At 63.1% G+C, this 13,672-nt stretch carries 11 protein-coding genes and 1 pseudogene; 6 read left to right on the plus strand and 6 right to left on the minus strand.

Annotation, left to right across the window (positions count from 1 at the left end):
- The 5 genes and pseudogenes from BM046_RS05310 to BM046_RS05330 form a co-directional block, all read right to left on the minus strand.
- Positions 1 to 280: pseudogene (locus tag BM046_RS05310) on the minus strand (IS110 family transposase); the annotation flags it as partial.
- 136 nt (positions 281 to 416) lie between these two features.
- On the minus strand, positions 417 to 2,213 hold the full coding sequence (locus tag BM046_RS05315) for an acyl-CoA dehydrogenase (RefSeq protein WP_090537758.1): 1,797 nt from the start codon (positions 2,211 to 2,213) through the stop codon (positions 417 to 419).
- A 121-nt stretch (positions 2,214 to 2,334) separates the two neighbouring features.
- Positions 2,335 to 3,519 (minus strand): acetyl-CoA C-acyltransferase, encoded by a 1,185-nt coding sequence (locus tag BM046_RS05320; RefSeq protein ID WP_090537760.1) that lies wholly within the window; start codon positions 3,517 to 3,519, stop codon positions 2,335 to 2,337.
- A gap of 65 nt (positions 3,520 to 3,584) precedes the next feature.
- Positions 3,585 to 4,919: a spinster family MFS transporter gene (locus BM046_RS05325; RefSeq protein WP_407920433.1), complete on the minus strand. Its 1,335-nt coding sequence runs from the start codon at positions 4,917 to 4,919 to the stop codon at positions 3,585 to 3,587.
- 267 nt (positions 4,920 to 5,186) lie between these two features.
- Positions 5,187 to 6,026, minus strand: a complete 840-nt coding sequence (locus BM046_RS05330; RefSeq protein ID WP_177197795.1) for a class I SAM-dependent methyltransferase — start codon at positions 6,024 to 6,026, stop codon at positions 5,187 to 5,189.
- Positions 6,027 to 6,209: 183 nt separating this feature from the next.
- On the opposite strand from BM046_RS05330, the gene BM046_RS05335 reads away from it, so the two are divergent.
- From BM046_RS05335 to BM046_RS05360, 6 genes are all read left to right on the plus strand, one after another.
- A complete protein-coding gene (locus BM046_RS05335) occupies positions 6,210 to 7,406 on the plus strand; it encodes an acyl-CoA dehydrogenase family protein (RefSeq protein ID WP_177197796.1) in 1,197 nt (398 codons plus the stop codon).
- 77 nt (positions 7,407 to 7,483) lie between these two features.
- On the plus strand, positions 7,484 to 8,248 hold the full coding sequence (locus tag BM046_RS05340) for an SDR family NAD(P)-dependent oxidoreductase (RefSeq protein WP_090537762.1): 765 nt from the start codon (positions 7,484 to 7,486) through the stop codon (positions 8,246 to 8,248).
- 103 nt (positions 8,249 to 8,351) lie between these two features.
- Complete coding sequence (locus tag BM046_RS05345) at positions 8,352 to 9,401, plus strand: phosphotransferase (RefSeq protein ID WP_090537764.1); 1,050 nt, start codon at positions 8,352 to 8,354, stop codon at positions 9,399 to 9,401.
- 147 nt (positions 9,402 to 9,548) lie between these two features.
- The gene (surE, locus tag BM046_RS05350; RefSeq protein ID WP_090537766.1) at positions 9,549 to 10,385 is read left to right on the plus strand and encodes a 5'/3'-nucleotidase SurE; all 837 of its coding nucleotides are present in this window, start codon (positions 9,549 to 9,551) and stop codon (positions 10,383 to 10,385) included.
- Between the two features lie 31 nt (positions 10,386 to 10,416).
- Entirely contained in the window at positions 10,417 to 11,205 is a 789-nt protein-coding gene (locus tag BM046_RS05355; protein WP_090537768.1) for a meso-2,3-butanediol dehydrogenase, read from the plus strand.
- A 128-nt stretch (positions 11,206 to 11,333) separates the two neighbouring features.
- On the plus strand, positions 11,334 to 11,582 hold the full coding sequence (locus tag BM046_RS05360; protein ID WP_090537770.1) for a DUF2789 domain-containing protein: 249 nt from the start codon (positions 11,334 to 11,336) through the stop codon (positions 11,580 to 11,582).
- Between the two features lie 18 nt (positions 11,583 to 11,600).
- On the opposite strand, the gene BM046_RS05365 is transcribed toward BM046_RS05360, so the two are convergent.
- Positions 11,601 to 13,598, minus strand: a complete 1,998-nt coding sequence (locus tag BM046_RS05365) for a peptidase U32 family protein (RefSeq protein ID WP_090537772.1) — start codon at positions 13,596 to 13,598, stop codon at positions 11,601 to 11,603.
- Between the last annotated feature and the right edge of the window lie 74 nt (positions 13,599 to 13,672).

A 13,672-nucleotide genomic window follows, 5' to 3' on the forward strand; every position in this document is an offset into this window, starting at 1 on the left:
CGTCGTTGTAATCATTCTTCTGGCCACGCAGGTAGCCCTTGATGTGCTGCGCTGGCAGCAGCTCGACCACATGCCCCAGCGACTCCATCTCCCTGGCCCAATAATGGGCACCCGAGCAGGCCTCCATGGCAATCATCGCTTCGGGATAGTTCGCCAGAAACGGCAGAAGCTCGCTGCGACGGAGCTTCTTGCGTCGAGCCTGTTTGCCCCGTTGGTCCAATACCACAACGAAGAACACAGTCTTTGCCAGATCGATACCGATTGTCGTAGATTTGTTCATGGTCTCCTCCTGTCTCTTCTCGTTTCTCAATAGATGTTTAGCATCTATTTCCTCTGGCGCATCACGACGCCGTATGAGGGAGAGGGAGGAGACCATCTCATCGAGCACCAGCTCGTCCACATCCAGCGCCCATCCGTCAGAAGCACTCGTCCGGCATTTCCAGAGTGATGCGATCTCCCTGCTCCAGCACCTCGGCCAGCGCCAGTGGCTTGGGCAGCTCGTAGCGCATGAAGTACTCGCAGGCCCTGAGCTTGCCCTCGTAGAAGGCTTTGGGCTGGACACCATTGCCCTGCAGCCCGCGCAGCGCGGCCTGGGCCTGACGCAGCCACATCCAACCGACCACCACATGGCCGAAGCACTCCATGTACAGGTAGGCATTGGCCAGTCCCCGCTCCACATCCTGCTTGCGGATCGCCTGCAGCGCCTCTGTCACCCGCTCCAGGGTCGTCAGCGCCTCGCCCAGCAGCTGGCCGGAAACCTGAAGCTCGCTCACCCCTTCGCACTCGGCGATGGTGCTGCGGATGCGCTTGACCAGTGCCTGGTAGAAACGCCCGTCCTGCATGGGAACCTTGCGGCCCAGCAGGTCCTGGCCCTGGATGCCGTGGGTGCCTTCGTGGATTGGGTTCAGCCGGTTGTCGCGGTAGAACTGCTCCACCGGGTACTCCCGGGTATAGCCATAACCGCCATGCACCTGGATGGCCAGGCTGTTGGCCTCGACACAGAACTGCGACGGCCAGGACTTGACGATGGGGATCAGCAGATCCAGCAGACCGGAAGCCTCCTCGCGCACCAGCGGGTCCTCGGCATGCTTCTTCTCATCGGACAGGGTCGCCGCGTACAGGCACAGGGACAGGCCGCCTTCAACGAAGGCCTTCTGCGCCAGCAGCATGCGACGGATGTCGGCGTGCTGGACCAGTGGAATCATCGGGCTCTGCGGGTCGCGTTCCTTCAGCGGACGGCCCTGACGGCGCTCCCGTGCATACTCCAGTGCGTGCAGATAGCCGGTGTAGCCGAGCATCACCGAGCCCAGGCCCACGCCGATACGGGCCTCGTTCATCATGTGGAACATCTGCGCCAGGCCCTGGTGCGGCTCACCCACCAGATAGCCGACCGCCCCACCCTTCTCGCCGAAGTTGAGCATGGTCGAGGTGGTGCCACGGTAACCCATCTTGTGGATCAGGCCGGCGAGGGTCACGTCGTTGCGCTCACCCAGGCTGCCATCCTCGTTGACCAGGTACTTGGGCACGATGAACAGGGAGATACCCTTCACGCCGGGCGGTGCGTCCGGCAGCTTGGCCAATACCAGGTGCACTATGTTCTCGCTCAGCTCGTGGTCGCCGGCGGAGATGAAGATCTTGTTGCCGCTGATGCGGTAGCTGCCATCCTCGGCGGGCACCGCGCGGGTCTTGATATCGGCCAGTGAAGAGCCGGCCTGGGGCTCGGTCAGGCACATGGTGCCAAAGAAGCGACCCTCCATCATCGGCTCGGCAAAGCGGCGCTTATATTCCTCGCTGCCGTGGGCCATGATCAGGTTGCAGGCGGCGATGGTCAGCCCGGCGTAGGCCTGGGTGCTGACGTTGGCGCCCTTGATCAGACCGATGCAGGTCTGGGCGATGACCGAGGGCAACTGCATGCCGCCGCGCTCGTAATCCTGGGCGGCAGCCATCAGGCCGGTATCACGCAGTACCGCCAGCGCCTCGGACACCTCCGGACGCATGACCACCTTGCCGTTCTCGAAGCGCGGCTCGTCGCCGTCGCACAGGTGGTTGTGCGGTGCGAAGGTTTCCGCACCGACTTTCAGTGCCAGTTCGATGGCCGCATCAAAGGTGTCGCGGCTGTGATCGGCGTAGCGGGAATACCGGGTAAAACGTTCGACATCCAGCAGCTCGTACAACAGAAAGGCCAGATCGTTGGTGTTGATGATCTTCTGCATGGCAATTTCCCTGGAAAGGCAGCTTCAGGCTGCAAGACAATCGGAGGCAAGCCAGAAAACACAAACCCCGAGCGCGGCCCGGGGTTTGCTTGCTGCTTGCCGCTTAAGGCTTGTGGGTGCCTCAGACGATCTCGAACAGACCGGCAGCACCCTGGCCACCGCCGATGCACATGGTGACAACCACGTACTTGACGCCACGGCGCTTGCCTTCGATCAGCGCATGGCCGGTCAGGCGGGAGCCGGTGACACCGTAGGGGTGACCGATGGCGATGGAGCCACCGTTGACGTTCAGGTTTTCCATCGGGATGCCCAGACGGTCGCGGCAGTAGACAACCTGGGAAGCGAAGGCTTCGTTCAGTTCCCACAGACCGATGTCGTCCATGGTCAGGCCGTTGCGCTCAAGCAGACGCGGAATGGCGAAGACCGGACCGATACCCATTTCATCGGGCTCGCAGCCGGCGACGGCGAAGCCGCGGAAGATACCCATGGGCTCGATGTTCAGCTGCTCGGCGACCTTGCTGTTCATCACGGTGCACACGGAGGCGCCGTCGGACAGCTGGCTGGCGTTACCGGCGGTGACGAAGTGCTCCGGACCACGCACCGGCTGCAGAGCGGCCAGGCCTTCCAGGGTGGTGCTCGGACGGTTGCACTCGTCACGGGTCAGGGTGACTTCCTGACTGGTGATTTCGCCGGTTTCCTTGTTCTGCACCTTCATGGTAGTGGTGAAGGGTACGATCTCGTCGTCGAACTTGCCGGACTCCTGACCTGCAGCCACGCGCTGCTGGCTGATCAGGGAGTACTCGTCCTGGGACTCGCGGCTGACGTTGTAGCGGGCAGCGACAATGTCGGCAGTCTCGATCATGGACAGGTACAGCTCGGGCTTGTTCTTCATGATCCATTCGTTGGTGCCGCGGAACATGTTGATCTTGTCGTTCTGGCACAGGCTGATGGATTCCACGCCACCGGCAACGATGGCCGGGATCTTCTCGCTGACCACACGCTGGGCAGCAATGGCGATGGACTGCAGGCCGGAACTGCAAAAGCGGTTCAGGGACATGCCGGCGGTGGTTACCGGCAGGCCGCCACGGATGGCTGCCAGACGGGCCATGTTCTTGCCCTGAGCACCTTCGTGGAAGGTGGCACCGAGGATCACGTCCTCGACCAGCGCCGGGTCAATGCCTGCGCGCTTGACCGCTTCCTGGATCACGAAACCGGCCATGTCGACACTGTGGGTGTCGTTCAGTGCGCCGCGGTAGGATTTGCCCAGGCCGGTACGGGCCGTGGAAACGATTACTGCATCAGTCATGGTTCAGCTCCTGTTTTTCAAGCCTGGCACCCTGCTTCGGGTGCCGAGAGTAAAGGGTGAATGCATCAGGCGTTCTGTTCCTGCCGGGCACCCCAGGCAGCGAGTGTTTCCCGCGCCTCACGGTAGGGCTTGATGCCCAGCCACAGCAACACTACTGCACCTATGGTGATGACACTGGCCACCCAGAAGATCGAATAACGTACCGCCATGTCGTCCTGGAACACGTAGTCGGTCACCAGGGCCACCGCCGTCGGACCGATGCCCAGGCCGATCAGGGTGATGACGAACAGGTAGATAGCCGAGGCCTGGCCCCGCATCGAGTTCGGCATGACCTCCTGGATGGCCGCCGGGGCGACACCGAAGGGCATGGCGACGGTAAATACATTGAAGAACATGATCACCCACAGCAGGGTCATGTTATCCACCAGGAAGACCACATTGCACATCAGCGTGAGCACCGCCGACAACAGGCCTACCCGCATGTTGGCATCCTGATGGCCCTTGCGTGCCAGATAGTCCGACAGGCGGCCGCCGAACACGATGCCCAGCGAGCCGGCTACCATCACCAGGCTGCCGTAGTAGATACCCACCTCACCGGCTGTCAGACCGTGGGTGCGGATGAAGAAGGTCGGAATCCATGCCGATGCGCCATAGGAAGCAAAGGACAGGCAGGCAAAGCCGAAGTTGTGGCAGATCACCGCCTTGCGGATCTTCAGCAGATAGGCGCCCACATCCTTGAGCGGCACAGCCACGCCGGCGCCCACGCCCTTGCGGGTCGGCTCCCTGATGGCCAGCAGCACCAGGCTGAACAGCGCGCCGACCACACCCAGCACCAGGAAGATCAGCTGCCAGGGACGGATGACACCCAGTACCGGCAGGGTCACGTCACCCTTGGCATTGGCCCAGGTAATGACGATGCCGCCAAGCAGGAAAGCCATGCCGGCGCCCAGATAGATACCCATGGAGTACACGCTGATGGCGGTAGCGCGCTTCTCCGGCGGGAAACTGTCGGCCATCAGCGAATAGGCGGCCGGCGACAAGGCAGCTTCCCCGGCGCCGACACCAATACGGAACAGCACGAAGTGCCAGTAGGTCTTGGCCAGGCCGCAGGCGGCGGTCATCAGACTCCAGAAGAAGATACCCCAGGCGATCAGCCCACGACGGCTGCGCGAGTCGGCCACCCGGCCCAGCGGAATCCCGGCTACGGTATAGAAAATAGCGAACGACAGGCCCATCAACAGGCTCATCTGGGTGTCGGAAATGCCCAGATCGGCACGGATCGGGCCGACCAGCAGATTCAGTATCTGCCGGTCGATGAAGGACAGCACATAAGCCAGCAGCAGAATGACCACGGTGAACCAGGCACGCCCCGTGGTGGGGTAATTATTGTTGTTCAGCACTCGTGTACTCCGCTCGCAAGAGGACTCACCCGAAGACTATCAGGTTCGCACAGCGAAAGTCGATTTCGAAAACCACTCATCAACAAACAGGATGCGGAATTATCAGTTGGAGCTATGACGGTTTCAAATCGTTAAGGAATCGGCGTCCGCGGCGGCGGTGAAGGACAGATGCAATAGGAGGGAAGACCCGCCGGGGGAAGGGACAGGCGCGCGAAGGAAAAAGCACCAGCGGCAGGCCTCCGGGGCGTCACCGCCCCGGGGCAGCTTTCAGCGCTTGATGAACAGCAGCGTCATCCGGTCGCTTTCGCCTATCGCCAGATACTGGGCACGATTCTCATCGCCCAGCCGCAGCGTGGGCGGCAGGGTCCAGACACCTTCGGGGTGGTCGGTGGTATCTCTGGGGTTCTGGTTCACCGGACTGCGCCCGACCAGCTCGAAGCCGGCCTGTTCAGCCAGCTGCACCACCAGCTCTTCGGTGACGTAACCGGTCTTTATCATGGTCTCCAGATCGGTGCCGATGCGCGCCCGGTGCTCCACCAGCCCGAGCAGCCCGCCAGGCTTGAGAGCCGCATACATCTTGGCAAACACCACAGCCGCCTGCTCCTCACCCTCGGCCAGCCAGTTGTGCACGTTGCGGAAGGTCAGCACCCGATCAGCGGATTCGGGCGGCGCCATGGCCACATCCGGCTCATAGTTGAGCACCGTTACCTCGACCTTGTCATAGACATCCGGCTTGCCTGCCAGCTTTTCCTCGAAGCTGGCACGGGACTGGCGGAAGTAACCGACCGGGCTCTGCGGATCGAAATGCGCCGCAATATACCTCCCCTGCTCGCGCAGCAGCGGGGCGAGAATCTCCGTATACCAGCCCGCGCCCGGCCAGACTTCCACTACCGTATGCTGCGGTTCCACCGCAAAGAAACTCAGGGTCTGTTCGGGATTGCGACCGGCATCGCGCATCAGGTTGCTGATCGTACGGTGGGGATTGCCTACCGCCTGGCGGATCTGCTCCTGCTGCTCGGGCTGCAGTCGCGGCGCGGCCTGGTAATCCTGGGCGGCAGCCAGACCGGCGGTCAGTACCAGCGCGACTGCAGTGAGGGTCTTGAACATCATCTACTCCATGGGTCAGTGAATTTCGGCGGGGTCGGCGCCAGCCCGATCAAATTTGCTTATGCACCTCCATTCCAACTGCAGGACATGCTTTTCCCGGTGCCTGTCCCTCTATAAGGTCGGCGTCAACCGGCCACCGCTACTACTGTGGTTCAATCTACTCCGACTCTGCAAGGATCCATTATGTTCGATCTCAGCCCCCGCATTCAGGACCTGAAGCAAAAGCTCGAAGCCTTCATGGATGAGCACATCTACCCCAACGAGGAACTGTTCTACCAGCAGGTGAAACAGAACAAATGGGGCCACCCGGCCATCCTTGAAGAACTCAAGCAGAAGGCGCGCAACCAGGGGCTGTGGAACCTGTTCCTGCCCGAGTCCGAGCGCGGCGCCGGCCTGACCAACGAGGAATACGCCCACCTGTGCGAGATCATGGGCCGCGTCTCCTTCGCCCCCGAGGTGTTCAACTGCAACGCCCCGGACACCGGCAACATGGAAACCATCGAGCGTTACGGTAACGAAGAACAGAAGGAAAAATGGCTCAAGCCGCTGCTGGCCGGTGAAATCCGCTCCTGCTTCTCCATGACCGAGCCGGATGTGGCCTCCTCCGACGCCACCAACATCCAGTGCGAGATCCGCCGCGAAGGTGACGAGTACGTCATCAACGGCACCAAGTGGTGGTCCTCCGGCGCAATGAACGAGCACTGCAAGATCGCCATCGTCATGGGCAAGACCAACCCCGATGCACCCCGTCACCTGCAGCAGAGCATGATCCTGGTGCCGCTGGACACCCCCGGCGTGACCATCGTCCGTGACCTGCACGTATTCGGTTATGACCACGCTCCCCACGGCCACGCCGAGATCCGCTACGAAAACGTGCGGGTTCCGGCCTCCAACATCCTGCTGGGTGAGGGTCGCGGATTCGAGATCGCCCAGGGTCGCCTCGGGCCGGGCCGTATCCACCACTGCATGCGCGCCATCGGCCAGGCCGAGCGTGCGCTGGAAGCCATGTGCCGCCGCGCCGCCGAGCGGGTTGCCTTCGGCAAGCCGATGTACAAGCTGGGCAGCGTGCCGGAAATGATCGCTCGCTCGCGCTGCGAAATCGACCAGGCCCGCCTGCTGACCCTGCACGCCGCACGCAGCATGGACAAGTACGGCAACAAGGTTGCCCGTCAGCAGATCGCCATGATCAAGGCCGTGGCCCCGACCATGCTGTGCAACGTGATCGATCGCGCGATTCAGGTCCATGGCGCCAAGGGCGTATGCCAGGACAGCTTCCTTGCCTCCTCCTACGCCAAGGCCCGTACCCTGCGCCTGGCCGACGGTCCGGACGAAGTGCACCTGAACAGCATTGCCAAGCTGGAAATGGGTCAGTACCTCTGACGACTTCGGTTGAGGGCATCCGGCGGATGCCCTCACGATGACCGACAATCCTCTCACCACTTTCACAGGAGCTATCCATGAGCTCTCTTTTTGATCTGACCGGCAAGGTCGCAGTGATCACCGGTTCCACCAAGGGCATCGGCAAGGCGATCGCCGAAGAGTTTGCCAAGGCCGGCGCCCGCGTGGTCATCTCCAGCCGCAAGGCCGATGCCTGCGAAAAGGTTGCCGGTGAACTCCAGGCCCAGGGCTTCGAGGCTCTGGCCATCCCCTGCCATGTGGGCGACAAGGCCCAGCTGCAGAACCTGGTGGATACCACCCTCAACACCTGGGGCAAGATCGACATCCTGGTGTGCAACGCCGCCACCAACCCCGTGTACGGCCCCACCTCCGAGGTCAGCGACGAGGCCTTCGACAAGATCATGGGCACCAACGTCAAGGGCACCTTCTGGCTGTGCAACATGGTGATCCCGCAGATGGTGCGCCTGGGCGGCGGCTCCATCGTGCTGCTGTCGAGCATCGCCGGCATCCGTGCCAGCGCCAATATCGGCGTCTACGGCATGTCCAAGGCAGCCGAGGCGGGCCTGGCGCGCAACCTGGCGCTGGAGTGGGGTCCGAAGAACATCCGCGTCAACGCCATCGCCCCCGGCCTGATCCGCACCGACTTCGCCCAGGCGCTGCTGGACGACCCGGACCGTCTGACCCGGGTCGAACAGGCCCTGCCGCTGCGCCGGGTCGGCGAACCGGTGGACATCGCCGGTGTCGCCCTGTTCCTCGCCTCCTCCGCCGGTGCCTACGTGACCGGCCAGACCATAGTGGCCGACGGTGGCGACACCATCACCTGAGCCCGGTCAACCCGCCTGCCCTGCTGGCAAAATCCTTGCCGCGGTGGCAGGCTCTGGTAGCTGAAGCACAACCACAACACTAGTTACGCATGGGATCCTGTAGATGAGCGAAGCCATCCTGATCGACGTATTGCCCGCCCACCGCTTCGATGAAGCGCGGCTGGCAGCCTACCTGAAGGGACGCATACCGGGCGTTGAAAACGGCATGCAGGTCAAGCAGTTCCAGGGTGGCCAGTCCAACCCGACCTTCCTGCTGACCATCGGCGAGAAGCGTTATGTCCTGCGCAAGAAGCCGCCGGGCAAGCTGCTGCCCTCGGCGCACATGGTCGAGCGCGAGTTTCAGGTGATCAACGCCCTGGGGCAGACCGATGTGCCGGTGCCCAAGGCGCGCCTGCTCTGCGAAGACCCGGAGGTGATCGGCACCGCCTTCTACATCATGGATCACGTCGAAGGCCGCGTGCACTCCCACCCGCTGCTGGAGAAGGTCGACATCGAACAGCGCATGCCCATCCACCGCTCCATGATCGAGACCATGGCACGGCTGCACAATGTGGACTGGAAGGCCGTTGGGCTGGAGAGCTACGGTCGCCACGAAGGCTACGTACAGCGTCAGATCAAGCGCTGGAGCGGCCAGTTCGAGGCCAGCCGTACGGGTGACATGCCTTCGATGGACGCACTGATGGAGTGGCTGCCCAAGAACGCGCCCCAGGACGACTTCACCACCATCGCCCACGGCGACTTCCGCATCGGTAACCTGATCCTGCATCCGACCGAACCCCGGGTCGTGGCCATCCTCGACTGGGAACTGGCGACCCTGGGTCACCCGCTGTCGGATCTGGCCTACTGCTGCCTGCCCTACCATCAGGACACCGGCTTCGAAGGCATGCGTGGTCTCAAGGGGCTCAACCTCAAGGATTACAACGTTCCCGAGGAGCAGCAGGTGCTGGACTGGTACTGCGAGTACACCGGCCGCTCGTCCATTCCGGACTGGAACTTCTTCCTGGCCTTCTCCCTGTTCCGCCTGGCGGCCATTGTCCAGGGCGTCTACCACCGCGCACTGCAGGGCAACGCCAGCAACGCCGATGCTCTGGAAGTAGGCAAGCGGGCCGGTCTGCTGGCCGATGTCGGCTGGGAAATCGCCCAGCGCAAGTAACGGCACACCGGGGTGTAGCGCACCCGCGCTACCCCTGGCGGGGCCGGGACAGAGCAGCGTCGACGCGCCGGTGCCCGCCAACCCGGATCGGGGTGTGCCGCACCTGCGCAAGGCCCTTGCCCCAAGCACTGTCAATCGAGGTACTTCATGTCCAAACCGGTAAAACGCGTACTGCTGACCAATGACGACGGCTGGCGCGGGCCGGGCTTCCAGGTGCTCGAGGAGATCGCCCGCGAGATCGCCGAGGAGGTATGGCTGGTCTCCCCCGACCTGGATCAGAGTGGCGTCTCCATGTCCATTTCGGTACACCATCCGCTGCGGGTTCACCAGTTCGAGGAGCGCCGCTTCAGCGTCAGCGGCACGCCCAGTGACTGCATCCTGCTCGGTGTCGCCGAGTTGCTGCCGGCCAAGCCGGATCTGATTCTGTCCGGTGTCAATCGCGGAGCCAATATCAGCGACTCGGTGGCCTACTCCGGCACCATCGGCGGTGCCCTTACCGGCACCCTGCTGGGCATTCCGGCCATTGCCCTGAGTCAGGCCTACCACTCGACCAATCCGGTTCACTGGGAAACCTCCCGGCAGTACGGCGCGCAGCTGGTGCGCGAACTGCTGGAAAGGGGCTGGCCGGAGGATTGCGCCATGAACATCAACTTCCCGGCCCTGGCGCCGGAGGATGTGCGTGGGGTAGCCATCTGTCGGCCGCAGCGCGGCAGCATCGGCGGCGTGAAGATCGAGCGTCGCGAGGACACCCGCGGCGTCCCCTACTACTGGCTTGGCTTCAAACGCCAGAGCGAACGCATCATCGGGCGGGAAACCGATGTCGGTGCTCTGCGCGACGGTCTGATCGCCCTCTCACCGGTACGCTTCGAACGCGGCATCGCCGACTCCTGGCATATCGATACCGATCAGCTGTCCGACCGGCTTGGCATCAATACCGACGACCGGGATGACGTTCCAGCAAGCGAGCCGAGCATCGACCACTGAGCCGGCAGCTGAACAATAACAGGAGATGAGAATGCAGCGCTTCGAGAACAAGATTGTACTGATCACCGGTGCCGGCAGCGGCATTGGCCGGGCTACCGCCAAACGCCTGGCCAGCGAGGGCGCCCGCCTGATGCTGGTCGACCGCAATGCCGAAGGTCTGACCGAGACACTGCAGCAGTTGCCGGAGCACACCGAGGTGCTGCACCGCGAGCTGGATGTATCCGATGAGGCCGCTGTCGAGCAGTGCGTGGCCGACACCGTGGCCCACTTCGGGCGGCTGGATGTACTGTGCAACAACGCCGGCATCGCCGGGGGTGACTACAGTCTGGCCACCGACCAGAACATGGAAACCTGGCAGAAGATCATCAACGTCAACCTGTTCGGGGTGGTGCTGTTCACCAAATATGCCTCCCGGCAGATGCGTGAGCAGAACGGCGGCGCCATCGTCAACACCGCCTCGGTGGCCGGCATCCGCTCCGGCGCCGGCGGCAACGCCTACAGCGCCTCCAAGGCCGGAGTGATCAACTTCACCATGACCTCGGCCTGCGATCTGGGGCAGTGGAATATCCGTGTCAACGCCGTGTGCCCCGGGCTGATCGAGACCGGCATGACCCAGCGGGTGTTCGACTATGCGCGGGAGAACAACAAGGAAGACAGGCTCGGTTCGCGCTGCGAGCTGCGTCGCTACGGCCGCCCGGAGGAAATTGCCGGCGCCATTGCCTTCCTCGCCAGCGACGATGCCAGCTATGTCACCGGCCAGGCGCTGGCCGTGGATGGGGGCAACACTGCCTCGCTGAACCTGCCGGGCATGAAGTTCTAGTCCCGTTACGGGAACGCCCGGAGCCGCCCGGGCTGTTCCCGCTCCCGAGGGTCCGCTTGCCGCTACCGGCTTGCTTTTCCGCGCCCAGCAGATAGCTTTAGAGCAGGACTACCTACCGGGAGGCAAGCATGGACAATACCCAGGTACGCATGACCAACCTGTTCCTCCAACTGGGACTGGATTCCAGCGCCGAGGCCATCGCCGAGTTCATCCGAACCCATCAATTACCCGCCGACGTGCGGATCACCGAGGCGCCCTTCTGGAGCGAAAGTCAGCGACAGTTCCTGCAGGAGAAGCTGGAGGACGATGCCCGCTGGGCCATAGTGGTCGACCAGCTCAACGAATCACTGCACGAGGATGCGGTAAAGGCCCAATGAGCGCGCCAGCGCCGCGCCTCAACGGGCCCGGCGCGGAATGGTCTTGAGCAGCTCCTCCGGGGTGATGCTGCCGACGATATTGCTGCCGCTGCCCGGCGGCGGCGAGTGGAAGATGTTGCTGCGCATCTTGCCGATCACATGCATCTCGCAGGGCTTGCAGTCGAACTTCAGGGTCAGCACCTCGTCACCGTGCACCAGCTGCATGGGCGCCACCTTGGTGCGCACCCCGGTCACACCCTTGGCCTGTTTCGGGCAGAGGTTGAAGGAGAAGCGCAGGCAGTGCTTGGTGATCATCACCGGCACCTCGCCCGCCTCCTCATGGGCCTCGTAGGCAGCGTCGATCAGTTCGACCCCGTAGCGCTGGTAGAAGGCGCGCGCCTTGTGGTTGTAAACGTTGGCCAGAAAGCTCAGGTGCGACTGCGGGTACACCGGCGGCGGCACCGCCACCGGCTTGCGGAAACCATGGGGGAAGGCGGCCACCCGGGCTGCATCCAGCTGCTCCACCAGCTCCCGGCGCAGTGCCTTGAGGCGCGAACCGGGCAGGAAGGGAACCGGACCGCCGCTGATGCGGATATCGGTAGCGTGATAGTGAGTATTGCCCAGCTGCCCCAGCACATCCTGCATCTGCTCCAGGGCGCGATCGGCCTGACGGGCCTGATCGAAGGGCCCCTCGATCTCGGCACTCACGCTGACGCCCTCTTCGCTGGTGGCGCCGAAGCGCAACTGCTCCGGACCCAGCTCGACCTCCCAGCGCAGACCCACGCGCCGCTCGGCGGAGGTACGCTGCAGCGCCTGCTGCCAGTCGTGATCCAGATTGCGGTTCAATTGCTGAGGCAGGCGCGCCCGGCGCAGCTGGGCAGGCAGTTCGTTGGGCTCGACCCGGTATTGCCAGCGCGATCTGCCCTCCTCCTCGTACTGTGCCAGTTGCTGGGCGACATTGGCGCGGAAGCCCACCACCTCGCGCTTGACCAGCACGTTCAGGCCATCACCGTTGGACAGCGGCACATCGGTGACCACCAGCAGGTCGTTCCTGCGCACCTCCAGCAGCTCGCCCACCGCCAGACCGGTGAAGGTCGGTGAGTCGAAGGCGCCGATGTCGATCTTGCGGTCGGTAACGAAGTAATCGGTGCTACCACGATGGAAGGTCTTGTCCGGGTCCGGCACGAAGAAATGCTCGGTGCGGCCGCTGGAGGCCCTGGCCAGCTCCGGACGCTGTTCGAGAATGGCGTCGAGTTGCTGCCGGTACCAGGCGGTGATGTTCTTCACATAACCCATGTCCTTGTAGCGGCCCTCGATCTTGAACGAGCGGATGCCGGCATCGATCAGGGCTTCCAGATTGGCGGTCTGATTGTTGTCCTTCATCGACAGCAGGTGCTTCTCGTAGGCCACCACCGCGCCGCGCTCGTCCTTCAGGGTGTAGGGCAGCCGGCAGGCCTGGGAGCAGTCACCCCGGTTGGCACTGCGACCGGTCTGGGCGTGGGAGATGTTGCACTGCCCGGAAAAGGCCACGCACAGGGCCCCATGGATGAAGAATTCCAGCGTTGAGTCGACCTGCTCGTGGATCGCCCTGATCTGCTGCAGGTTCAGCTCGCGGGCCAGTACCAGCTGGGAAAAGCCGGCCTGATCGAGGAAGCGCGCCTTGTCCAGGGTGCGGATATCGCACTGGGTGCTGGCATGGATCTCGATAGGCGGTATATCCAGCTCCATGATGCCCATGTCCTGCACGATCAGCGCGTCCACTCCGGCATCGTACAACTGGTGGATCAGCAGTCTGGCGGCTTCCAGCTCGTCGTCATGCAGAATGGTGTTGAGGGTAACGAAGATGCGCACATGGAACAGACGGGCGAAACGCACCAGCTCGGCGATCTCCGCCACGCTGTTCTCGGCATTGTGCCGCGCCCCGAAGCTCGGACCGCCGATATACACGGCATCGGCACCGTGCAGTATGGCTTCGCGGGCGATGGCTACATCCCGGGCCGGGCTGAGCAGTTCGAGGTGATGACTGGGAAGGGGCATGGCAACTACCGTGATTCTGGGAAGCCGCCGATTGTAGCCCGATTGACCGGCGCCTGCATGACTGCGTGATTACC

This window comes from Halopseudomonas formosensis, from assembly GCF_900115905.1.
Lineage (GTDB): Bacteria > Pseudomonadota > Gammaproteobacteria > Pseudomonadales > Pseudomonadaceae > Halopseudomonas > Halopseudomonas formosensis.

What these genes read in the sequence shown, in the direction of transcription:
- BM046_RS05315 (WP_090537758.1), bottom strand. Translation starts at nt 2,213, where the DNA reads ATGCAGAAGATCATCAACACCAACGATCTGGCCTTTCTGTTGTACGAG.
- BM046_RS05330 (WP_177197795.1), bottom strand. Translation starts at nt 6,026, where the DNA reads ATGTTCAAGACCCTCACTGCAGTCGCGCTGGTACTGACCGCCGGTCTG.
- BM046_RS05360 (WP_090537770.1), top strand. Translation starts at nt 11,334, where the DNA reads ATGGACAATACCCAGGTACGCATGACCAACCTGTTCCTCCAACTGGGA.
- BM046_RS05355 (WP_090537768.1), top strand. Translation starts at nt 10,417, where the DNA reads ATGCAGCGCTTCGAGAACAAGATTGTACTGATCACCGGTGCCGGCAGC.
- BM046_RS05340 (WP_090537762.1), top strand. Translation starts at nt 7,484, where the DNA reads ATGAGCTCTCTTTTTGATCTGACCGGCAAGGTCGCAGTGATCACCGGT.
- BM046_RS05365 (WP_090537772.1), bottom strand. Translation starts at nt 13,598, where the DNA reads ATGCCCCTTCCCAGTCATCACCTCGAACTGCTCAGCCCGGCCCGGGAT.
- surE (WP_090537766.1), top strand. Translation starts at nt 9,549, where the DNA reads ATGTCCAAACCGGTAAAACGCGTACTGCTGACCAATGACGACGGCTGG.
- BM046_RS05335 (WP_177197796.1), top strand. Translation starts at nt 6,210, where the DNA reads ATGTTCGATCTCAGCCCCCGCATTCAGGACCTGAAGCAAAAGCTCGAA.
- BM046_RS05345 (WP_090537764.1), top strand. Translation starts at nt 8,352, where the DNA reads ATGAGCGAAGCCATCCTGATCGACGTATTGCCCGCCCACCGCTTCGAT.
- BM046_RS05320 (WP_090537760.1), bottom strand. Translation starts at nt 3,519, where the DNA reads ATGACTGATGCAGTAATCGTTTCCACGGCCCGTACCGGCCTGGGCAAA.